This is a genomic window from Enterobacter sp. 301B (assembly GCF_003850715.1).
Classification (GTDB): Bacteria; Pseudomonadota; Gammaproteobacteria; order Enterobacterales; family Enterobacteriaceae; genus Enterobacter; species Enterobacter intestinihominis.
The window spans coordinates 40,909-62,645 of record NZ_PQTC01000016.1; the positions used below are offsets into that span (position 1 = coordinate 40,909).

19 protein-coding genes are annotated in these 21,737 nt (G+C 55.7%); 4 read left to right on the top strand and 15 right to left on the bottom strand.

Going from position 1 to position 21,737, the window contains the following annotated elements; genetic code table 11:
* Positions 1–93: 93 nt before the first annotated feature.
* Positions 94–981, top strand: coding sequence for a LysR family transcriptional regulator (locus C3451_RS17255; protein WP_022646759.1), 888 nt, complete (start codon positions 94–96; stop codon positions 979–981).
* Between the two features lie 513 nt (positions 982–1,494).
* Here C3451_RS17255 and C3451_RS17260 read toward each other — a convergent pair.
* The 4 genes from C3451_RS17260 to soxR form a co-directional block, all read right to left on the bottom strand.
* Positions 1,495–3,141: a Na+/H+ antiporter gene (locus tag C3451_RS17260; RefSeq protein WP_022646758.1), complete on the bottom strand. Its 1,647-nt coding sequence runs from the start codon at positions 3,139–3,141 to the stop codon at positions 1,495–1,497.
* A gap of 153 nt (positions 3,142–3,294) precedes the next feature.
* Positions 3,295–4,644, bottom strand: a complete 1,350-nt coding sequence (gene ghxP, locus C3451_RS17265; RefSeq protein ID WP_022646757.1) for a guanine/hypoxanthine transporter GhxP — start codon at positions 4,642–4,644, stop codon at positions 3,295–3,297.
* Positions 4,645–4,941: 297 nt separating this feature from the next.
* Entirely contained in the window at positions 4,942–5,613 is a 672-nt protein-coding gene (locus C3451_RS17270) for a glutathione S-transferase (RefSeq protein WP_022646756.1), read from the bottom strand.
* Positions 5,614–5,966: 353 nt separating this feature from the next.
* Positions 5,967–6,425, bottom strand: a complete 459-nt coding sequence (gene soxR / locus C3451_RS17275) for a redox-sensitive transcriptional activator SoxR (protein WP_003860275.1) — start codon at positions 6,423–6,425, stop codon at positions 5,967–5,969.
* Positions 6,426–6,523: 98 nt separating this feature from the next.
* On the opposite strand from soxR, the gene soxS reads away from it, so the two are divergent.
* Entirely contained in the window at positions 6,524–6,850 is a 327-nt protein-coding gene (gene soxS / locus C3451_RS17280; protein WP_045620930.1) for a superoxide response transcriptional regulator SoxS, read from the top strand.
* Positions 6,851–6,856: 6 nt separating this feature from the next.
* On the opposite strand, the gene C3451_RS17285 is transcribed toward soxS, so the two are convergent.
* Together C3451_RS17285 and C3451_RS17290 are read right to left on the bottom strand one after the other, a co-directional pair.
* Positions 6,857–8,422, bottom strand: coding sequence for an EAL domain-containing protein (locus C3451_RS17285; RefSeq protein ID WP_045620929.1), 1,566 nt, complete (start codon positions 8,420–8,422; stop codon positions 6,857–6,859).
* Between the two features lie 265 nt (positions 8,423–8,687).
* Complete coding sequence (locus C3451_RS17290) at positions 8,688–10,088, bottom strand: sensor domain-containing diguanylate cyclase (RefSeq protein ID WP_124304357.1); 1,401 nt, start codon at positions 10,086–10,088, stop codon at positions 8,688–8,690.
* A gap of 441 nt (positions 10,089–10,529) precedes the next feature.
* Here C3451_RS17290 and C3451_RS17295 point away from each other — a divergent pair, with 441 nt between their 5' ends.
* Complete coding sequence (locus C3451_RS17295; protein WP_022646751.1) at positions 10,530–10,811, top strand: YjcB family protein; 282 nt, start codon at positions 10,530–10,532, stop codon at positions 10,809–10,811.
* 61 nt (positions 10,812–10,872) lie between these two features.
* Here the strand turns inward: C3451_RS17295 and ssb1 are convergent, their stop codons facing one another.
* A complete protein-coding gene (ssb1, locus tag C3451_RS17300; protein ID WP_045620928.1) occupies positions 10,873–11,397 on the bottom strand; it encodes a single-stranded DNA-binding protein SSB1 in 525 nt (174 codons plus the stop codon).
* A gap of 251 nt (positions 11,398–11,648) precedes the next feature.
* Here ssb1 and uvrA point away from each other — a divergent pair, with 251 nt between their 5' ends.
* A complete protein-coding gene (uvrA, locus tag C3451_RS17310; RefSeq protein WP_003860287.1) occupies positions 11,649–14,471 on the top strand; it encodes an excinuclease ABC subunit UvrA in 2,823 nt (940 codons plus the stop codon).
* Positions 14,472–14,474: 3 nt separating this feature from the next.
* Here the strand turns inward: uvrA and C3451_RS17315 are convergent, their stop codons facing one another.
* From C3451_RS17315 to dnaB, 8 genes are all read right to left on the bottom strand, one after another.
* Positions 14,475–14,828 carry an MmcQ/YjbR family DNA-binding protein gene (locus tag C3451_RS17315; RefSeq protein WP_006810472.1) on the bottom strand — a complete coding sequence of 118 codons (354 nt, stop codon included), beginning with the start codon at positions 14,826–14,828 and terminating at the stop codon, positions 14,475–14,477.
* 2 nt (positions 14,829–14,830) lie between these two features.
* On the bottom strand, positions 14,831–15,247 hold the full coding sequence (locus C3451_RS17320) for a secondary thiamine-phosphate synthase enzyme YjbQ (protein WP_023305263.1): 417 nt from the start codon (positions 15,245–15,247) through the stop codon (positions 14,831–14,833).
* Between the two features lie 112 nt (positions 15,248–15,359).
* Entirely contained in the window at positions 15,360–16,073 is a 714-nt protein-coding gene (gene aphA, locus C3451_RS17325; RefSeq protein WP_003860292.1) for an acid phosphatase AphA, read from the bottom strand.
* 258 nt (positions 16,074–16,331) lie between these two features.
* Positions 16,332–17,525, bottom strand: coding sequence for an aromatic amino acid transaminase (tyrB, locus tag C3451_RS17330; RefSeq protein WP_022646748.1), 1,194 nt, complete (start codon positions 17,523–17,525; stop codon positions 16,332–16,334).
* A gap of 71 nt (positions 17,526–17,596) precedes the next feature.
* Complete coding sequence (locus C3451_RS17335) at positions 17,597–18,610, bottom strand: AAA family ATPase (RefSeq protein WP_038415072.1); 1,014 nt, start codon at positions 18,608–18,610, stop codon at positions 17,597–17,599.
* Entirely contained in the window at positions 18,607–19,164 is a 558-nt protein-coding gene (pnuC, locus tag C3451_RS17340) for a nicotinamide riboside transporter PnuC (protein WP_045620927.1), read from the bottom strand. Before pnuC ends, C3451_RS17335 begins: the two co-directional genes overlap by 4 nt.
* Before the next feature lie 21 nt (positions 19,165–19,185).
* Positions 19,186–20,265 carry an alanine racemase gene (alr, locus tag C3451_RS17345; RefSeq protein WP_032627027.1) on the bottom strand — a complete coding sequence of 360 codons (1,080 nt, stop codon included), beginning with the start codon at positions 20,263–20,265 and terminating at the stop codon, positions 19,186–19,188.
* A 16-nt stretch (positions 20,266–20,281) separates the two neighbouring features.
* Positions 20,282–21,694 carry a replicative DNA helicase gene (gene dnaB, locus C3451_RS17350; RefSeq protein ID WP_003860298.1) on the bottom strand — a complete coding sequence of 471 codons (1,413 nt, stop codon included), beginning with the start codon at positions 21,692–21,694 and terminating at the stop codon, positions 20,282–20,284.
* Between the last annotated feature and the right edge of the window lie 43 nt (positions 21,695–21,737).

The following is a 21,737-nucleotide window of genomic DNA, read 5'->3' on the forward strand; positions in this document are numbered from 1 at the left end:
CCTCAGAAATGAGACGAGGCGCCAGTATAGTGAGCGTACGGTATCGACTGAAATGAATTAAAATCATCGAAGGTATAGTTTCGAGGAATAATCATGGACATAAGAACGCTGCGCTATTTTGTCGAGGTGGTTCGCCAGCAAAGTTTTACCCGCGCAGCGGAGAAGTTATTCGTAACCCAGCCTACCATCAGTAAGATGCTGAAAAACCTCGAAGATGAGCTGAACTGTACCCTCCTGATCCGCGACGGGCGCAAGCTGCTGCTGACCGATACCGGTCGCGTGGTGTTCGAGCGCGGGCTGGCAATTCTGGCGGAGTTCCGCCAGCTGGAGGCCGAGCTTGGGGACATCAACCACCTGACAAAAGGGCTGCTGCGGCTCGGCATTCCGCCGATGGTCGGCATGATGATGGCCGGGCCGATTAGCCTGTTTCGCCAGCGCTATCCCGGCGTTGAGCTAAAAATTTCTGAATTTGGCGGCCTGACCGTGCAGCAGGCGGTGATGAACGGTGAACTGGACGTGGCCATGACGGCCCTTCCCGTGGAAGAAGAGAGCGGGCTGGCAACGCTGCCGCTGTTCAGCCACCCGCTGTGCGTGCTGGTGCCGCGCTCCGGCGACTGGCTGAAGATTGAATCAGTAAAACCCGAGCTGCTCGGCGAACACCCGCTGCTAATTTACAACGAAGATTTCGCCTTAAGCCGCCAGCTGATGGCGCTGTTTAACCAGCACAACGTAAAGCCGCGCATTGCGGTGCGCAGCGGCCAGTGGGATTTTCTGGCAGCGATGGTACAGGCGGGCGTGGGGATAGCCATTCTGCCGCAGCCGATCTGCGAGCGGCTGGATAAAAACACGCTGCGCTGGATCCCGCTGGAGAGCGATCTGCACTGGCAGTTAGGGATGATCTGGCGTGAAGGGGTGTATCTGTCGCACAGCGCACAGGCGTGGTTGCAATGCTGTGAGGGGTTTTGGGTACCCTCACCCTAACCCTCTCCCATAGGGCTGAGGGTTCCCCAGTAATTTTTTTATGCAGAAGCAATAAAGTTGCTTTCTAAATGACTGAGGGCTGTCAGCGATGCCCTGGTCCGGCTGTAAATCGCTGAGGCGTTTGCCTTCCGGCCGGGGCGAGGCGCAGGGATGCGCCGAGAGGGCGGCTTTACAGGGACGTTGCCTCCCCCCGTACCCGATAAGCCGGAAGGAATAAGCCGAGGGCACCGCGAAGCGGCGATTTACCGCCGGGAGCCCGGGTCGCCAGGGTGGTGGCGACTGAGCCACCCTGGCACGTTCACCGGTCATGTCGTTACAGAGTAGCAAGGAACATAAAGTGAACGGAATGACCACCACCGCCGTATGTTCCCCTCACCCTAACCCTCTCCCCGGAGGGGCGAGGGGATTGCTCAGTGCTCGCATTAATTTGTGGGGAACCCTCAGCCCATAGGGAGAGGGAACCGATCGAGCACGTAGGCCCGGTAAGCGCAGCGCCACCGGGCAATTACAGCGCTACTGATTCTCTATCAACAACGCTTCCAGCAGATCCAGATCGTGCAGCAGCTTTTGCAGCGTCTCGTTGCTGATCTGCCGCGTCGCGCGCAGGTGATACAGCTCGGCACGCTCGGAGCGCAGCGCCGCCAGGCGGAAACGGCGCTCGAGGTTCTCTTCCTGCAACGAACTTTCCACGTCGTTACGTCCGTCAGCACGGCGACGCAAATTACCAATCACGCGTGAACTGACTTCCTTCAGCAGCTGGTTATCAATGTTCTCTTCGGCATCGGCGGCCAGACGCTCCTCCATCTTCTCGATGGCGACAATCGCTACTTCCGCCGTCGCCGCGCGGGCAATCCGCTCTTCCTTATGCTGCTGCGAGGTGTCACCCGCATCAATATGCTGCAGCAGAATCGGCAGCATAATTACGCCGACAAACAGGGAGAAGAGGATCACGCCCGCCGCCAGGAACACCAGCTCGTAGCGCGCCGGGAAGACGTCGCCCGTCGGCAGAAGCAGAGGAATGGAGAGCACACCAGCAAGGGTGATCGCCCCGCGAACGCCCGCGAAAGAGGCAATCAGCAGCTCGCGCGTGGTCCAGGAGCCGAACTCCATCGGCTTTTTGGTCAGGAAGCGAACGCTGAACTTCTTCATCGTCCACAGCCAGCCGAAACGCACCAGCATCAGCGAAAGGTAGATGAGTACGATATCGGTAAACAGCATCCACACTTCAACGTTTGGATCCGCTTCGGCCGCGATCAGCGAAGATTCCATAATGCCCGGCAGTTGCAGGCCCAACAGCAGGAACACCATGCCGTTAAAGACAAACTCGAGCATCGCCCAGGTACTGTTCGCGCGAAGACGCATCGCCAGCGGCGCCCGGCGCATCACGCCGGAGCGGGTGATGGTCATCCCCGCGGCTACCGCCGCCAGAATGCCCGACACGCCGATATGTTCGGCAATCAGGTAAGAGGCGAACGGCAGCAGGAACAGCAGGACGATCTGCGTCGCCGGTTCATCGCCGCCCCAGCGGCTGAGGAAGCGCAGCGAACGACCGTACAGCCAGCTTACAACAAAGCCTGCGAGGATACCGCCAATCGCCACCTTGAAGAATTCGAGGGTTGCACCGCCGACGGTAAAGACCATGGTGCCCATGGCTACCGCCACGGCAAACTTCAGGGCGACCAGGCCGGAAGCGTCGTTCATCAGCGCCTCGCCCTGCAAAATGCCCATGATTTTCTTAGGAATGCGCCCTTCGCCCACAATGCCGGACAGCGCCACGGCGTCGGTCGGCGACAGCACGGCAGCCAGCGCAAAGGCGGGTATAAGCGGGATCCCCGGTACGGCCCAGTAGATCAGGAAACCAATCCCGACCACGGTAACGACCACCAGCGCCAGCGCCAGACCGAAGATCTCTCGCCCGTGCTCAAGAAATTCGCGCGTCGGCGTTTTCCAGCCATCGGCAAACAGCAGCGGCGGGATAAACAGCACGAGGAACAGTTCCGGATCGAACTCCACGTGCAGACCGAACGTCGGCCACGCCAGCAGCGCACCGATAGCTATTTGCATTAAAGGCAGGGGGACCTGGAAGGGCAGTACGCGTGTAACCACCCCGGATAATGAGACCACAAGGGTCATGATGAGTATTGTGAAGAAAATTTCCATGCGTTCCCTGTTTGCTGTGTTTCTTTTTAAGCCAAACCTGAGGCGTCGTGCCTCTTATTCTATCCTCTCCAGAGTAACGTAAAAGACAACGGGATGAGTCCTGAAAATAAAAACGGGCGGCCTGAGCCACCCGTTTTCGCATCAATGGATAACTTAAATTGCCCAGCCGCCCGCGTAGAACGCCACCAGCGCAACGGCGATGACAACGGTACCGATGTTCAGCTTGCGCCACTCACCGGAGACCAGACGCCCAATCACCAGCGAGGCGAAACCGATCATAATGCCGGTCACGATGTTACAGGTCAGCACGATAAAGACCGCGGTGATCAGACCGGACATGGCATCAACAAAGTCAGCAAAGTCGATTTTCGCCACGTTGCTCAGCATCAGCAGGCCGACGTACATCAGCGCAGGTGCAGTCGCGTAAGCTGGCACCAGATAAGAGAGCGGAGAGAGGAACAGGATCAGCAGGAACAGTACGCCAACGGTAATAGCCGTCAGGCCGGTTTTGCCGCCTGCCGCCGTACCCGCTGCGGACTCAATGTACACTGCCGCTGGCGCTGCACCCACCAGGCCAGAGAAAACGCTGCTCAGGGAGTCGGTGGTCAGCGCTTTGCCGCCGTCAATGATCTGGCCGTCTTTGTCCAGCAGGTTAGCCTGCCCCGCCACCGCGCGGATGGTCCCGGTGGCGTCAAACACCGCGGTCATTACCAGCGCCAGCACGCTTGGCAGGATCACCGGGTTCAGCGCGCCCACAATATCCAGGCTGCCAATCAGGGAGTTACCGTTGTCATCGCTCAGCGACGGCATGGCGAAAATCCCGGAGAAATGAACGGACGGGTCGAAGATCAGACCGACGATGGACACGCCGATAATGGTCAGCAGAATGCCGCCCGGCACTTTCAGTTTTTCCAGGCCAATGATCACCGCCAGACCCACCAGCGACATAATTACCGGGAAGCTCGCGAAGTTACCCAGCGCAACCGGCAGGCCGTCCAGCGGGTTCTTGATGACCAGACCCACGCCGTTGGCAGCGATCAGCAGCAGGAACAGGCCGATGCCGATACCGGTGCCGTGCGCCACGCCCTGCGGCAGGTTGCGCAAAATCCAGCTACGGATGCCGGTAGCAGAGATCACGGTGAACAGTACACCCATCAGGAACACCGCGCCGAGCGCTACCGGGACGCTGATATGCTGGCCCAGCACCAGGCTGAAGGCGGTAAACGCGGTCAGGGAGATGGCGCACCCGATCGCCAGCGGCAGGTTCGCCCACAGGCCCATCACAATCGAACCCACACCCGCAACCAGGCAGGTGGCAACAAAGACCGCCGCTGGCGGGAAGCCCGCTTTGCCGAGCATGCCCGGCACCACGATGACGGAGTACACCATCGCCAGAAACGTCGTCAGACCGGCAACAACTTCCTGGCGCACGGTGCTGCCGCGAGCAGAAATTTTAAACATGGCGTCAAGTGAACCGCCGGTACGCGCAGATGGCGTAGACATAGAAAACATCCCCTGAAAATTTTTATTGAAAGTCCGTAAGCGTGGTGGAGACTCCACTGCCAGCGAAACGTCAAATCCTTGTGCTGCGTTTGCGACGAAAGGGGCGTCACAAAAAAAGCAAACGTTTAGCTCCGCGCTTACAAAACGGGTGGTCAAATGTAGGCAAACGATTATCTAGCCTAATACCCGCCCTTTTCAACTGAACTTTCTCGTTTTTCGCTAAAATTGCCTCATGACGATGAAGAATTAAGCAGAGGATGCGCAAACGTTATCGTCCATGCGCAATTTCGTTACATTTCATCCCCCGCCGGGTATCGTCAGCGGGCCGCCTTTCGCAAGCGTTGTCTGCCAGCCCGGACGTGCCTCCACTCTCTGTTTCCACGCCGCTATGTGGTCGAGATTGTCGATGCCGCCTCTCGCCAGCAGGGCGAAGAGGGGAAAACTCATCTGGATGTCCGCCATGGTCAGCGTGTCGCCGGCAAACCAGCTGTTTTCGGCAAGATGATCGTTAATAAAGCGCGCATGCGTTTCCAGCTGGCGGTTGAGATACGCTTTTTGCACCCCCTGCCCCAGCGCCTTACCCAGCGTGCGCAGGCCAAACGGGACGGGGGGTTTGCCGAGGCTGTTAAATACCAGCTTCATTAACAGCAGCGGCATCAAGGACCCTTCGGCGTAATGCAGCCAGAAGCGATACTGCACTTTATGGGCGGGATCTAACGGTTTGAATCGTGACGCCGAATCGTACGTTTCCTGAAGATATTCCAGAATCGCGCCTGATTCAGCCAGAACCAGTCCGTTATCTTCCAATACCGGGGATTTTCCCAGCGGATGCACTTTTTTGAGCGCGTCTGGTGCGAGCATGGTTTTTTCGCGCTGGTAGCGCACAATCTCATATGTCAGACCCAGCTCTTCCAGCGCCCAGAGGACGCGATGGGAACGAGACTGGTTAAGGTGGTGGACCGTTAGCATGATGTTCTCCGGTGATTCATACTTTTTAACTATAGAAAACTGAACAACTTCACGAAAAAAATTCGGCTAAAATCTCATCATCTCCGGTGGCAAAAACGGCGGCCGGGCATAGAATTAAAGTGTCAGTACAAACCGGAACCTCCTCCATAAGCTCGACACGAGGAGTACTGATGTCGGGGGAAACCCTCCCGTGAGCCAGCGGGATAGAGAGAAAGACAAAGACCGGAAAAAACTAAAGCGCCCTTAGTGGCGCTTTAGTTCTTTATGCTTGTTGCCGGGTGGCGGCTGCGCCTTACCCGGCCTACAAAACCGAGAGCGAAGGCCGGGTAAGCGAAGCACCCGGCAAACACCTCTCAATCCTCCTCCAGCAACCGCGCCCCTGTTCCCTGCTCGCCCAGCCTGTCACCCGGGTTACGCAGCGGACAATCACTACGTGATAAACACCCGCAACCAATGCAGCCATCCAGTTCATCGCGCAGGGCCACCAGCGTGTGAATACGACGATCCAGTTCTTCTCGCCACTGGGACGACAGCTGCTTCCACTCTTTCGCGCTCAGCGAGTGTCCTTCCGGCAATACGCCGAACGCGTCGCCGATGGTAGCCAGGGGGATGCCGATACGTTGCGCAATTTTGATAATCGCCACGTAGCGGAGCACATCGCGGGTATAGCGCCGCTGGTTTCCGGCGTTACGGATACTTTTTATTAACCCTTTGCTTTCATAGAAGTGGAGCGCCGACACCGCTACGCCGCTTCGTTTCGCCACTTCACCGGGGGTTAACAGCGCTTTGATGCGCGGTAATCTCTTTTCCATAAAACCTCTTTACCTCAAGTTAACTTGAGGAATTATACTCCCCCGCAGAGAAAACGACGAATCAACCAGGACAGATGTCTCCACAGAGGGGTAACCTTATGTCGCATCAGCAAATTATTCAGACGCTTATTGAATGGATTGATGAACATATCGACCAGCCGTTGAACATTGATGTGGTCGCTAAGAAGTCGGGCTATTCGAAATGGTATTTACAGAGAATGTTCCGCACCGTAATGCATCAAACGCTGGGTGACTACATTCGCCAGCGCAGGCTCCTGCTGGCGGCGCAGGCGTTACGCTCAACGCAGCGGCCCATTTTTGATATCGCAATGGATCTGGGCTATGTGTCGCAGCAGACCTTTTCCCGCGTCTTCCGCCGCGAGTATGACCGTACGCCGAGCGACTACCGCCATCAGCTCAATTAATGCGTGTTAACGCAAGGGTTGCTGCTGCCAGGCCATAAATGCCTGGGGCGGCATCGCTTTCGCGAAGTGCCATCCCTGACAATACTGCACGCCACGCTTCAGCAGCCAGCTCACCTGCTCCCCCGTCTCGACCCCTTCCGCAATGGTTTTCAGCCGCAGGCTTTGCGCCATCTCAATGATGTGCTCGGCAATCAGGTGGCTGGTGCTGTTGGTGGTTAAGGTATCGATAAAAGATTTGTCGATTTTCAGGATATCGACGTTCAGCGAATAGAGGTTATGCAGGTTAGAGTAGCCGGTTCCGAAATCATCAATCGCCACTTCATACCCCGCCTGGCGAAACGCCTGAATGACCGGCGTGGTTTTCGGCACGTCAATAAACCCCCGCTCCGTCACCTCAATTTTTATTTGCTGCGCGCGAACCGAGTAAAAGCGGGCTTTGTCGGAGATCAGGGCAATAAGACGCGAAGAGTGAAAATCTGACGCCGACAGGTTAATCGAGACATACAGATCGGGGTGAGCGGCAAGAAAATGGCCCAGATCGGTGAACACCTCCTCCACGACGTAATCCGTAATGCGCTCAATCATCCCCTCTTTTTCGGCCAGGGGAATAAATTCCGCCGGGCTCATAACCTGACCGTTGAATCCTGGCCAGCGCAACAACGCCTCTGCTCCCACGCACTGGTTATTTTTTATATCAATAATGGGCTGATAATGGACGCACAGCTGGCGTTTATTCAGCGCCCGGTGCAGAAGTCGGCCAGGCGAATTGAATTCACGGTGTGTTCGCGACCACACCAGCAAAATAATAATGCTGCAAATCATCCCCAGCGGTAGCGTCAGAGTAGCCTGATGATAAAGCGTTTTATAAAAACGGGCATTGGAGGTTGAAACGATGGCCGCAATGGGCCTCTGTTCTGATTTTACGATCGTATAAAAACGGTCATCTTTCTGAAAAGTCGTTTCCTGATGTCGGAGCATCGAATGCAATAAAGAAATATTGGCTTCCTGACTCACAGAAAAGAATGCATTGCTGACGGTGTCATACACTCCCCACGACAGGGAACGATCGTCTGACATCACCTCACTGTACGAAAGCGGGTTGACCACTGCGACATAATTTCCGCGCTGCATATATATCATTTTATAACCATTAAAAAATGGCGTATCGCGAAAATAATAGATAGCAACGTCGGGTTTACGTGTGTAATTGGCAGCGGGGATGATGTAAGGATGATCCGGCGTAAAAAGGGTCGAGCAGAGAAAGTCCTGGCCTTCAGCATAAATTAAATCGGCAACAAAAAGGCGACCGCGGGAAACGTTCAACATATATTGACGATGCTCCGGCGTACACACTTTACCCTGATATTTTTCCGCGTCTTCCCGGGCCATATCAACCTGTTGAATAACCCGTTCAGTTTTGTTTAAAGCAAGTTCAGCAAACGTGCGCAGCTGAGCGCTGATTTCCGACACAGCTCTAAGCTGGGCAAACCATAGCGCAAGCATCACCGGCAGCATAACTACCATGATAATCCCGACCGCTTTGAGCATTTTGCGCCGCGCGCTACGATTCATTTCCCGCTCTGTATCCCTGCATGTTGTACGCCTGTAGCAATGAAGACCGGCTGCTTTGATAAACAGGTGATTACGTTGTATGAATCATGGGAAGTTAGCAACTGACTTTTGGTATTAAAAATCCTAAAATTCGTGATGCCGATAATATTTTCCCGTAAGCCAAACTAAAAGTATTCATTTCGTTTCTGATAAGGATAATAATTACCCGCGACATGTGTGGAAAATTTGTTGGCTGAAATAGCCTGCTCTTTGTTCTTATGCTGATTTATAAATAATCAGACGCCAGAACCGTTTTTCCTCTTCCCGTACGCTTGGCGTCATATAATGCCTGATCGGCACGCATCAGTATGGCAGAAGTATCCCGTTGCCCGTGACAGACTTCAACCACCCCGGCGCTGAAAGAGAGCACCAGCGTTTTATCGCCCACACGCAGCGGTTTTGAGATCAGCGCGGCACGCAGCCGGGAAGAGAGCAACGTAGCGGCCATACCATCCGTACGCGCCAGCAGAAGAACAAACTCTTCGCCCCCTACCCGTCCCAGTGCCGACCCGGCCGGGCTCACTTCGCGAATACGGTCGCAAAAGTGAATCAATGCCGCATCGCCAACCTGATGTCCCCACCGATCGTTGATCTGCTTGAAATAATCGAGGTCGAACATCAGGAGACAGAAGTGGCTACTGACATCCTGCGGCGAACTGGCTGCCAGCGCCATTTTGAGCCGCTGTAAAATTGTCGAGCGATTCAGACAGCCCGTCAGATCGTCCGTGGTGGCTTTGACGGTCAGCTGCTGTTCTGCTTTTTTACGTTCGGTGATATCGAGGCCAATATTGAGAATGGAGTTATCCGGTAAAAGGATGTTTGACCAGAGGATGGTTAACGGCGTCCCGTCTTTACGCACCGGGTGCCATTCGTACATATCCTTAAGTGGTGCGAAACGAACCGACTCCTGCACGCGCTGTCGCTCCTCGGGATCCGGGTAAAACAGGGCCAGCGGATCGGGGTGCTCACCGATTTCAGTCATACTCCAGCCAAAGACTTTTTCGCATTCGGCGTTCCACAATACACACCGGTTATGTCTGTCAAAGGCGTTCATCAATACCGGAGCACGTTCAAATAAAGTTTTATATTGCGTGACGACGCGCTGCATCTCTTGCGCTGTTTTTTCCCGCACGATGATGTCATCAAAATAATCTTTTAGCTTCTCGACCAATACCACCACGATATTTTTCAATATCGGCAACGAGGTCAGTTTTTCATTAAAAGCCAAAAAGAAATAACCACTGCACTGTCTGCCATGCGCTGAGAGTTTACACAGCACGCCGCTTTGCAGCCGCGCATAGCCCGGGTGCTGAGGGGAAAATACCGCCCGGCCAATATGCTCTTTCCAGTAGATAACGCGCCAGGCGCGGTGATGCCGCTGCAACAGGGTGCTGGCAAGAAAATCCGCCACGTTGAAGGCGTGACACGTCACGTCGCCGGCACAAACCACGCGCGGCCCGTCTGCGGATTCGACACTGACCCACGAGAGATTTGCCCCCAGTGCGCTGTTGATGATTTCCAGCATTTCAACCGGCGAAAACTGCGCGTTGAGTTGTGGCATCAGCTTCGCCAGGGCGTGCAGAGCCTGCATGCTGTCGTTAATAATCTCGCGTCTTTTTTCTTTCATTATCTTTTCGCAGGTCATTAATCGAGAGAGCAACCGCAATAACTCATATCTGAATAAAAGAATAAGACCACGAAATCAAAGAGTATGCTGAGTGTTAAAAAAGAATAAAAATCCAAAAAAAACCAAATAATTCAATGTGATGAATTATTTTTGCGGGTACATTTATTGTTCCACACAAGCATAATCCATAGACATACTGCTGTAAACGCTATACAGCCGAGGGTGTTTTGCAAAGGTTTTGCTATCTGAATGAATTAAAAATAAAAATTCCGGCTAAGCGCCGATCTGAGCGAGTACGATATATTTTCCCCGGTTATAAACCCACTTTTACCTCATACGATACTGGCGAATAAAACAGCAAATGTGATATAGTTCACACATCTTATGTAACGAGAAACATTGTTTCATTCCAGTTCGTCTGTTTTGTCGAGGATGGGTTTTATGGCAACCATTACCACCAGCATGGTGCTCCTGCGCTGGCCGTTGTTGAGCGCGGTTTTGATGTTCCTGGCCAGCACGTTAAACATTCAGTTCCGAAAGTCCGACTACGCAGGTCTTGCTGTGATTAGCACCCTGTTAGGGTTGGGTGCCGCATGCTGGTTCGCGACAGGTTTGCTCGGCATTACGCTGGTGGATATGGCCGCCGTCTGGGAAAACATTAAAGTGGTGATGGTTGAAGCCATGAGCCACACTCCGCCAGACTGGCCGATGGTGATTACCTGATAGCCTGTTATAAAAAAACCCAGACATTGTCTGGGTTTTTTGTGTTTCACGCGTCTGGATATCAGAACGGGATATCGTCGTCGAAGTCCATTGGCGGTTCGTTAGACGGTGCCGGAGCAGACTGCTGCTGAGGACGAGACTGCGCGCCGCCGCTGAACTGATTGCCGCCCTGAGGCTGTTGAGGCTGACCCCAACCGCCCTGCTGCTGGCCGCCACCTGCCGGTGCGCCACTGCCCTGACGACCACCCAGCATCTGCATGGTGCCGCCTACGTTGACCACCACTTCCGTGGTGTATTTTTCCTGACCGGATTGATCGGTCCATTTGCGGGTACGCAGCTGGCCTTCGATATAGACCTGAGAACCCTTACGCAGATACTCACCGGCCACTTCAGCCAGTTTGCCAAACAGCACAACGCGGTGCCATTCGGTCTGCTCTTTCATTTCACCGGTCGCTTTATCACGCCAGGATTCGGAAGTAGCCAGCGTAATGTTGGCAACTGCGCCACCACTCGGCATGTAGCGTACTTCCGGGTCCTGGCCCAGATTACCGACGAGAATCACCTTGTTTACGCCTCTGCTGGCCATGTTCGTGTCTCCTGAATACGTTTCTTAATAGTGTAAACGCGCGAGTGTACCATTTCCATGCGACACTTTGATAGTTGCGTAGCATGTTCCAGAGTTCTCTCGCGGACTCGACATTGTTACACAGTGAATCAGAAAATGCATTCCAATACTGTATATTCAAACAGGTCATTTTGTGTCATAATTAGCCGTTTCTGACAGCCGTTTGTCCTTCAAACAAATCAGGCAATCCGTGTTCCAACCGGGAAAGGTGAATGGATAAGATCGAAGTTCGGGGCGCCCGCACCCACAATCTCAAGAATATCAACCTCATAATCCCTCGCGACAAACTCATCGTCGTGACCGGGCTTTCGGGGTCTGGCAAATCCTCACTGGCTTTCGACACTTTGTATGCCGAAGGACAGCGTCGTTACGTTGAATCGCTCTCGGCGTACGCGCGTCAGTTCCTGTCGCTGATGGAAAAACCGGATGTCGACCACATTGAAGGGTTGTCTCCTGCTATCTCCATTGAGCAGAAATCCACATCGCATAACCCGCGTTCTACGGTCGGTACCATTACCGAAATCCATGACTACCTGCGTCTGCTGTATGCGCGCGTGGGCGAGCCGCGTTGTCCGGATCATGACGTTCCGCTGGCGGCCCAGACCGTCAGCCAGATGGTGGATAACGTGCTGTCTCAGCCGGAAGGCAAACGCCTGATGCTGCTGGCGCCAATCATTAAAGAGCGTAAGGGTGAACACACCAAAACGCTGGAAAACCTGGCAAGCCAGGGCTATATCCGCGCCCGTATCGATGGCGAAGTGTGTGACCTGTCCGATCCGCCAAAGCTGGAGCTGCAAAAGAAACACACCATCGAAGTGGTGATTGACCGCTTTAAGGTACGTGAAGATCTGGCGACGCGTCTGGCGGAATCCTTTGAAACGGCGCTGGAACTGTCGGGCGGCACGGCGGTGGTGTCAGACATGGACGATGCGAAAGCGGAAGAGCTGCTCTTCTCCGCCAACTTCGCCTGCCCGATTTGCGGCTACAGCATGCGCGAGCTGGAACCGCGCCTGTTCTCGTTCAACAACCCGGCGGGCGCGTGCCCGACCTGTGACGGCCTCGGCGTTCAGCAATATTTCGACCCGGACCGCGTGATCCAGAACCCGGAGCTGTCGCTGGCGGGTGGCGCCATTCGCGGCTGGGATAAGCGTAATTTTTATTACTTCCAGATGCTGAAATCGCTGGCAGAGCACTATAAGTTCGACGTTGAAGCCCCGTGGGCCAGCCTGAGCGCGAACGTACATAAAGTGATCCTGTTCGGTTCCGGCAAAGAGAACATCGAGTTCAAGTACATGAACGATCGCGGTGACACTTCCGTGCGTCGCCACCCGTTCGAAGGGGTGCTGCACAACATGGAGCGCCGCTACAAAGAGACCGAATCCAGCGCGGTGCGCGAGGAGCTGGCGAAGTTCATCAGCAACCGCTCCTGCGCCACCTGCGAGGGTACACGTCTGCGTCGCGAAGCGCGTCACGTGTTTGTCGAAAACACGGCGCTGCCGACCATCTCAGACATGAGCATCGGCCACGCGATGGACTTCTTCAACAACCTGAAGCTCTCCGGCCAGCGCGCGAAAATCGCCGAAAAAGTGCTGAAAGAGATCGGCGATCGCCTCAAGTTCCTCGTGAACGTCGGCCTGAACTACCTGACGCTTTCCCGATCGGCTGAAACGCTCTCCGGCGGTGAAGCCCAGCGTATCCGCCTGGCGAGCCAGATTGGCGCGGGCTTAGTCGGCGTGATGTACGTGCTGGATGAGCCGTCTATCGGCCTGCACCAGCGCGACAACGAACGCCTGCTCGGCACGCTGGTTCACCTGCGTAACCTTGGCAACACGGTGATTGTGGTTGAGCACGACGAAGACGCCATTCGCGCCGCAGACCACGTGATCGACATCGGCCCGGGCGCTGGCGTGCACGGCGGACAGGTGGTGGCAGAAGGGACGCTGAAAGACATTATGGCGGTGCCCGAGTCGCTGACCGGCCAGTACATGAGCGGCAAGCGCAAAATTGAAGTGCCAAAACAGCGCGTGGCGGCGAACCCGGAAAAAGTGCTGAAGCTAACCGGGGCGCGCGGCAACAACCTGAAAGACGTGACCCTGACGCTGCCTGTCGGGCTGTTTACCTGCATCACCGGCGTGTCCGGTTCCGGTAAATCGACGCTGATCAACGATACGCTGTTCCCGATTGCGCAGACGGCGCTGAACGGCGCGACGCTGGCCGAGCCTGCACCGTACCGCGACATTCAGGGGCTGGAGCATTTCGACAAGGTTATCGATATCGATCAGAGCCCGATTGGCCGCACCCCACGTTCCAACCCGGCGACCTATACTGGCGTCTTTACGCCCGTCCGTGAACTCTTCGCGGGTGTACCGGAAGCGCGTTCGCGCGGCTACACGCCAGGACGTTTCAGCTTTAACGTGCGCGGCGGCCGCTGTGAAGCGTGCCAGGGCGACGGCGTAATCAAGGTTGAGATGCACTTCCTGCCGGATATCTACGTGCCGTGCGACCAGTGTAAAGGCAAGCGCTATAACCGCGAAACGCTGGAGATTAAGTACAAAGGCAAGACCATCCACGAAGTGCTGGATATGACTATCGAAGAGGCGCGCGAGTTCTTTGACGCCGTCCCTGCGCTGGCGCGTAAGCTGCAAACCCTGATGGATGTGGGTCTGACCTATATCCGTCTGGGGCAGTCAGCGACAACGCTGTCCGGTGGTGAAGCGCAGCGCGTGAAGCTGGCGCGTGAGCTGTCCAAACGCGGAACCGGTCAGACGCTGTATATTCTGGACGAGCCGACCACCGGCCTGCATTTTGCGGATATCCAGCAGCTGCTGGACGTGCTGCACCAGCTGCGCGATCAGGGCAACACCATCGTGGTGATTGAGCACAACCTGGACGTGATTAAAACCGCGGACTGGATTGTCGATCTCGGCCCGGAAGGCGGCAGCGGCGGCGGTGAAATCCTCGTCTCCGGTACACCAGAGACCGTTGCAGAGTGCGAAGCCTCGCACACCGCGCGCTTCCTTAAACCGTTGCTGTAATCGTTACACGGAGAGCTGCTGTCGGATCGTTTCCGGCAGCAGTTCTACCGCCTGTTGATACGACGCATCTACCAGGTAGTAAATTTGCGAATCTGGCAGCGAGCCGTCGAGAAACACCGTACTCCAGTGTGCTTTATTCAGATGCTTGCTTGGCCTGACATCATCGTGCTGCTGGCGCAGTAAGTCGGCCAGTTCAGGACTGGTTTTCAGCGATGCCGCAGGACGTCCCTCCACCTCTTTTACCATCGCGAACAACACATCACCCACTTTGATCTGCGTGGCTTTCCAGTCGCTGTGAACGCTCTGTTCTGCGCCCGGCTTGCTCATGCAGTACTGAAGTATCTCCGAAATTGTCATCTTTATTCCCCTTGTAGCGTTGCGATAATTTTACGCGAACCACCGTGAATGCGATGTTCTCCCAGCCAGATCCCCTGCCACGTTCCCAGCAGCAGCCGTCCGTTGTGGACCGGCAGCATCAACGAGACCCCCAGCAAAGAGGATTTGATGTGCGAAGGCATATCATCCGCCCCCTCGTAATCATGGTCATACGGGGCGTTATCCGGGACGGTTTTCAGAAAATGCCGCTCCATGTCAGACCGGACGGTGGGATCGCAATTTTCATTGAGCGTGAGAGAAGCAGACGTGTGCTGAAGCAGCAGATGCAGCAAACCCGTTTTGACGCGCGACAGGTCGCGGATTTGCCCGATGACTTCGTCCGTCACCAGGTGAAATCCGCGTGGTTTTGCGCTTAAGGTCAGGGTCTGTTGATACCACATGTGCTGCTCCGTGTTGAAAGATGAATCTTTCTAAGTGTGCAGCAAGAAAGCGAAAGGTAAAACCCGCGCGGCGAGATTTGCTTAAAAAAGCATTCACCCCGCCGTTAATGCATCAGTATTCGGAGTTAACGATCACCTCTTCACCAAATTTTCCGGCCATTGGCAGCGGCCGGTAGGTGGAGTTCGAGGCGCGTAACACCCGGATGCCTCTGGCTCCCACATCGTGCGCCGCGGTGATGTCGTTATCTGAATCACCGTAGAACACCTTGATATTTTTCTTTTCCAGCCACTGGGTTTTGGTGTTTTGCCCTTCCTGGTCCCCGGCAAAAATGACCGGATTCATGCTGGCCGCCGGGATCAGAAAATCATCCTGTAGCGTTTTCGAGACGGTTTCGGTTTTGGTCTGGCTACGTCCTGTCACGAAGTAAATGCTGTCGCCGCGCTTTACGTGCATGGCGATCAGCGCGCGGGCAACCTCTTTCGGGATACTGAACTCATCCCAGCCGTTGTTCATCTTTTCCCAGAATTCCGGGTTTTTCAGATAGGCTTCGCTGTCCGGGGAGTACGTTTTTTTGCCGCGCCAGAAACCGGGGCTGGAGAAGAGAACGGTATCATCAATATCGAAGCCCACGGCCATCGGCGGGCGACCCGTCAGGCTGTTTTCGATTTGTGCCACTGAAACCCAGTGAATGGGGGCCTGTTCGGCAAGAATGGCGGCGGTGGTTCCGGTGTAAAGCGGCGTGGGTGCAGAAGCCCGCGCAACAACGGTACTATTAAGCGAGAACAATAAGCAGGCGGCGCTGAGCGCCAGTGTGATCTTGCGCATGTTTTCCCCTGAATATTCAGTTTGTTATCTTTTTATTTTGAGCGGATGGTCAAAAACTATCCGACCATAACCCCAGCGGGAGGGGAAGAAAAGGAGTTTTTGCTTATGAAGCTGAATAAAAAGAAGACGATCACAAAGTGTGGATGAGTGATGTAGGCCCGGTAAGGCGCAGCCGCCACCGGGCAAGATTTTCTGCGGCCTGATGCCCTCACCCCAGCCCTCTCCCACAGGGAGAGGGAGATAATAAGTAGTGAGTACTTACATCACAGCTGCAAACGCCTGCGCCACGCGCTGGACGTTGCCGGCATTCAGCCCCGCCACACACATACGGCCGCTGGCGATCAGGTAGACACCGAACTCTTCGCGCAGGCGATCGACCTGCGCTGCGCTCAGTCCGGTATAGCTGAACATCCCGCGCTGCTTGAGAAGATAATCAAAGTTATGTCCAGGCACGGCCTCTTTCAGAACGTTAACCAGCTCCTGACGCATCGACAGGATGCGCTTACGCATGCCTTCCACTTCCGCAAGCCAGGTGGCTTTCAGCTGATCATCGCCCAGTACGGTCGCGACCACCTGCGCACCAAAGTTCGGCGGGCTGGAGTAAATACGGCGGACCGTCGCTTTCAACTGACCGAGTACGCGTCCCGCGGCTTCGGCGTCTTCACACACCACGGACAGACCGCCGACGCGCTCGCCGTAGAGGGAGAAGATTTTTGAGAAAGAGTTGCTGACCAGCGCAGGCAGACCCGCGCTGGCAATCGCGCGAATGGCGTAGGCGTCCTCCTCCATGCCCGCCCCAAAGCCCTGATAGGCGATGTCGAGGAACGGGATCAGGTTACGCGCCTTCAGTACCTCGATCACCGCATCCCACTGGGCATTGGTGAGGTCCGCACCGGTCGGGTTATGGCAGCACGGATGCAGCAATACGATACTGCGCTCCGGCAGGGTGTTCAGTTTTTCCAGCAGCGCATCAACGCGTACGCCGTTGGTTTCGCTGTCGAACCATGGATAGGTCGCAACCTTAAAGCCCGCGCCTTCAAAGATGGCCACGTGGTTTTCCCACGTCGGGTCGCTGACCCACACGCCGGAATCCGGGAAGTACTTTTTCAGGAAATCTGCGCCTACCTTCAGCGCACCCGAGCCACCCAGCGTCTGGATAGTCGCCACGCGCTTTTGCGCGAGCACCGCGTGATCCGCACCAAACAGCAGCGGCGCAATGGTATTACGGTAGGTATTTAACCCTTCCATCGGCAGATAAAGCGAAGCCCCGTGCGGGGTTGCGTTAAGACGCGCTTCGGCTTCGGCAACGGCTTTCAGTTGAGGAATGATGCCGTCCTCGTTGTAATAAAGACCGATGCTGAGGTTCACTTTGTCGCTGCGAGGATCTTCTTTGAAACGCTCCATCAAGGAGAGGATAGGGTCGCCGGCGTAGGCGTCTACTTTCTGAAACACGCGATGTTCTCCGGATTGTTATGAGGCAGGATTTTCAACAATAAACCGGAAGCAGGAGAAGGTCGAGAAGGTTATGAAAACCGTTTCTGGATATGCCCACGAATTTGTTCGATACGCTCAGACGTCGACCCTGTGACGCGTAAATACGGGATGTTTCGGCGCGCCAGTTCAGCGATATACCACGACTGCTGCCTGCGGCGAAACGCCGCGCCTTGCCTGGTACCGTCCTGTACAAAGGGAAATTCATCGCCGCACAGTACAACCAGCGAGTAGTCCCGCCCGGCTAAGTCGTGCAGCGCCTGAGGCGCCGAGCCATACTGGTCGAGGGTATAAAACAGCGTGGTTAAGGGCGACGTATCACAAATCAGATAAGGCGCCGTGCTGGCTGCGTCCTCACGCCGCACCTGCTCGCGCGCAATATGCAGGAGATCGTCGCATTCCAGTACTCCGTTCTTTTCTTCCCAGTATTCGCGCCCGAACTCAGCGACATAGGGCGCGTTAAGCGCTGCTGCCAACGCCCGGGAAAGCGTGCTTTTGCCCGTCGACTCGCCGCCCAATAAGCAAATTCGAAAGACAAAACTCCGGTAAACCTCCGCCGAGAGCATCTCGCGGTAGCGATGAACATCAGAGCGAATAAGCGTGCCTGAGGGCGCATCAGGGCCCTCCGGGCGCTGAAGCCGCACGTGCGTGACCGGTTTGCCAAAACGCTGGCTTAATACGCGGGCAAAGCCATCGCCGTAATCCTCCGCAGTGAATACGGCGTCCGGTCGGCAGTGAAAGAAGCGTTCGCACAGGGTAGCCACGTAGTGTCGGTGGCGATCGGCATCTGCGTCGTTGGGCGGCGGCGGTTCAATATCATGGCCCGCCGCGATCTCTGGCGAAAACACCAGGTGACGACACCGCGGGAAACGCGTCTGTAGCCACTGAAGGCGCTTTTCGGGTTCGCACCCCGGCATTTCCGGTAGCGAATAGCTGATGATAAACACCGTCTCGCACCGGGCAAGCGCAGCGTTGATAAGCAATTCATGTCCTGCGTGTAAGGGCGCGAACTTGCCGACAATCAGACCCTCTGCGTAAGGTTTCATCGCGCGCGGATCTCCTTACGCCATTGATATAAACCGTGCCAGGCGTTAAACCAGAACACCAGATACAGAACCGCGGTCAAATGCAGGCCCCTCATCGCATACAGCGGCACGGCAAGGGTATTGACGGCAAGCCAGACGTACCAGTTCTCCAGGCGTCGGCCCATTAGCATGAACTGCGCCAGGATGCTGAAGGTTAAAATAATGGAGTCCAGCCAGGGCGCCCAGGCGTTGGTATACCGATGCAATAAAAGCCCGTACAGCGCCGCTACTGCCACGGCACAGGCCAGCAGAAGGAGAAAATGTCTGGGGTGGGTTCGCCGCACCGGCAATACCTCTCCGCGGTTTCCTTTCAGCCAGTGCACCCAACCCGTTATGCTCGTGATAATGAAAAAGAGCTGTAGGGTAACATCGGCATAGAGCTGCACTGAATAGAAGACCCAGGCGTATAGCCCGCTGCCGAGAATACCGATCCACCACGTGTTGATATTGTTTCTGGCCGCCAGCCAGACAGAGAGCGCATAGGCCAGACAAGCAGCCATTTCAGATGGTGGCATATCCCTTCCCGGATACTGTGATTAGTCGACGTATTTCATCGCTACCCTTGAGGTTAGGCGCGTGATAAGTTCGTAAGCACTCACTTTTGTTATTTCAGCAATACGCTCTACCGGCAGGCCTTCGCCCCACATCACCGCATCGTCCCCCGCTTTATCCTGCGCGTCGGGTCCCAGATCGACACAAATCATGTCCATCGCCACACGGCCGACAATCTTCACTTCGCGACCATTGACCAGTACCGGCGTACCCGTTGGCGCGGCGCGCGGATAGCCGTCGCCGTAGCCCATCGCTACCACGCCAAGCCGCGTGTCGCGCTCACTCGTCCAGGTGCCGCCGTAACCTACCGGCTCGCCTGCTTTGTGCTCACGCACGGCAATCAGCTTTGAAACCAGCGACATCACCGGCTTAAAGCCGAAGTCCGGTCCCCAGGGTTTGTTCTCAAGCGGGGAAACGCCATACAGGATAATCCCCGGACGCGCCCAGTCGAAGTGCGACTGCGGCCACAGCAGAAGGCCGCCGGACGCCGCAATGGAGCGCATCCCCGGTTTGCCTTCGCAGAAGGTGGTGAAGATATCAAGCTGCTGTTCCGTTGCGCCGCATTCAGGCTCATCGGCGCGGGCAAAGTGGCTGACGATATTCACCGGTTGACGCACGTTCTTGCACTGGCACAGCCGCTGATAAAACGCTTCGGCATTCTCCGGGCGCACGCCCAGGCGGTGCATGCCCGTGTCGAGCTTCATCCACACGGTGACCGGCTCGCTCAGTTCGGCCGTTTCCAGCGCGGCCAGCTGTTCTTCGTTATGCACCGCCGTGTGCAGGTGCTGATCGGCAATGGTCGGCAGGTCCGAGGCTTCAAAAAAGCCTTCGAGGAGCAGAATCGGTTGCGTAATTCCACCTGCGCGCAGGCGGAGAGCTTCTTCGAGACGGGCGACGCCAAAAGCGTCGGCATCGGGGAGCGTTCGCGCGGTCTCAAGAAGACCGTGTCCGTAAGCGTTCGCTTTCACGACTGCAACGAGCTTACTGGCGGGCGCCAGTTCTCGCAGACGTTGCAGGTTGTGTCGCAGAGCGCGGCGGTTAATCACAACAGTTGCCGCTTGCATTTGAATTCCTTAGAAATTACTCATCATCATATTGAGGACCGGCATAGTTGTCGAAACGCGACCACTGGCCGTTAAAGGTCAGACGTACCGTACCGATGGGGCCGTTACGTTGCTTACCAATAATAATTTCGGCGATCCCTTTCAGATCGCTGTTCTCGTGATAAACCTCATCACGGTAGATGAACATGATTAAGTCGGCATCCTGCTCGATGGAGCCGGATTCACGCAGGTCGGAGTTGACCGGGCGCTTGTCTGCACGTTGTTCCAGAGAACGGTTTAGCTGCGACAGCGCCACCACCGGCACGTGCAGCTCTTTGGCTAACGCTTTGAGCGAGCGGGAAATTTCGGCAATCTCCAGCGTACGGTTGTCGGAAAGCGACGGAACACGCATCAGCTGGAGGTAGTCAATCATGATAAGGCCGATGCCACCGTGTTCACGGGCGATACGGCGCGCGCGGGAGCGCACTTCCGTCGGCGTCAGGCCGGAGGAGTCATCAATATAGATGTTCCGTTTTTCCAGCAAAATCCCCATGGTGCCGGAGATCCGCGCCCAGTCCTCATCGTCGAGCTGACCGGTACGGATGCGGGTCTGATCCACGCGCGACAGGGATGCCAGAGAACGCATCATGATCTGTTCTGAGGGCATCTCAAGACTGAAGATAAGAACCGGTTTATCCTGCAACATCGCCGCGTTTTCGACGAGGTTCATCGCAAATGTCGTTTTACCCATCGACGGACGCGCCGCGACGATAATCAAATCCGATGGCTGAAGACCTGCCGTTTTCTTGTTGAGATCGTCATAACCGGTGTTCACCCCCGTCACGCCATCGTGCGGCTGCTGGAAAAGCTGCTCAATACGCGCAACGGTGGCGTCGAGCACATCGGCGATGTTTTTCGGGCCTTCGTCTTTGTTCGCACGGCTTTCGGCGATTTTAAAGACACGGGACTCGGCAAGATCAAGTAGATCTTCGCTGGTGCGCCCCTGGGGATCGAAACCGGCCTCGGCGATCTCATTCGCCACCGAGATCATCTCGCGGACAACGGCACGTTCACGGACGATATCAGCGTAAGCGCTGATATTCGCGGCACTTGGCGTGTTTTTTGACAGTTCTGCCAGATAGGCAAACCCGCCGACACTGTCGAGCTGTCCCAGACGCTCCAGCGATTCTGCGAGTGTAATCAGGTCGATCGGGCTGCCCGACTCCTGCAAACGCGCCATTTCAGTAAAGATGTGGCGGTGCGGGCGGGTATAGAAGTCTTCCGCAACAACGCGCTCGGCGACGTCGTCCCAGCGTTCGTTATCCAGCATTAAACCGCCCAACACCGACTGTTCCGCTTCAATCGAGTGCGGCGGGACTTTTAACCCGGCGACCTGATAATCACGTTCACGGGGTTCAGTCTGTTTGTTGAAGGGTTTGTTTCCTGCCATAGTGAATGGAGTTACCGAGATAAAGAGTGGGTCGAAAGATTAC

Excerpts from the sequence above, each read along its gene's own strand:
- C3451_RS17255 (WP_022646759.1), top strand. The coding sequence starts at position 94 with ATGGACATAAGAACGCTGCGCTATTTTGTCGAGGTGGTTCGCCAGCAA.
- C3451_RS17260 (WP_022646758.1), bottom strand. The coding sequence starts at position 3,141 with ATGGAAATTTTCTTCACAATACTCATCATGACCCTTGTGGTCTCATTA.
- ghxP (WP_022646757.1), bottom strand. The coding sequence starts at position 4,644 with ATGTCTACGCCATCTGCGCGTACCGGCGGTTCACTTGACGCCATGTTT.
- C3451_RS17270 (WP_022646756.1), bottom strand. The coding sequence starts at position 5,613 with ATGCTAACGGTCCACCACCTTAACCAGTCTCGTTCCCATCGCGTCCTC.
- soxR (WP_003860275.1), bottom strand. The coding sequence starts at position 6,425 with ATGGAAAAGAGATTACCGCGCATCAAAGCGCTGTTAACCCCCGGTGAA.
- soxS (WP_045620930.1), top strand. The coding sequence starts at position 6,524 with ATGTCGCATCAGCAAATTATTCAGACGCTTATTGAATGGATTGATGAA.
- C3451_RS17285 (WP_045620929.1), bottom strand. The coding sequence starts at position 8,422 with ATGAATCGTAGCGCGCGGCGCAAAATGCTCAAAGCGGTCGGGATTATC.
- C3451_RS17290 (WP_124304357.1), bottom strand. The coding sequence starts at position 10,088 with ATGAAAGAAAAAAGACGCGAGATTATTAACGACAGCATGCAGGCTCTG.
- C3451_RS17295 (WP_022646751.1), top strand. The coding sequence starts at position 10,530 with ATGGCAACCATTACCACCAGCATGGTGCTCCTGCGCTGGCCGTTGTTG.
- ssb1 (WP_045620928.1), bottom strand. The coding sequence starts at position 11,397 with ATGGCCAGCAGAGGCGTAAACAAGGTGATTCTCGTCGGTAATCTGGGC.
- uvrA (WP_003860287.1), top strand. The coding sequence starts at position 11,649 with ATGGATAAGATCGAAGTTCGGGGCGCCCGCACCCACAATCTCAAGAAT.
- C3451_RS17315 (WP_006810472.1), bottom strand. The coding sequence starts at position 14,828 with ATGACAATTTCGGAGATACTTCAGTACTGCATGAGCAAGCCGGGCGCA.
- C3451_RS17320 (WP_023305263.1), bottom strand. The coding sequence starts at position 15,247 with ATGTGGTATCAACAGACCCTGACCTTAAGCGCAAAACCACGCGGATTT.
- aphA (WP_003860292.1), bottom strand. The coding sequence starts at position 16,073 with ATGCGCAAGATCACACTGGCGCTCAGCGCCGCCTGCTTATTGTTCTCG.
- C3451_RS17335 (WP_038415072.1), bottom strand. The coding sequence starts at position 18,610 with ATGAAACCTTACGCAGAGGGTCTGATTGTCGGCAAGTTCGCGCCCTTA.
- pnuC (WP_045620927.1), bottom strand. The coding sequence starts at position 19,164 with ATGCCACCATCTGAAATGGCTGCTTGTCTGGCCTATGCGCTCTCTGTC.
- alr (WP_032627027.1), bottom strand. The coding sequence starts at position 20,265 with ATGCAAGCGGCAACTGTTGTGATTAACCGCCGCGCTCTGCGACACAAC.
- dnaB (WP_003860298.1), bottom strand. The coding sequence starts at position 21,694 with ATGGCAGGAAACAAACCCTTCAACAAACAGACTGAACCCCGTGAACGT.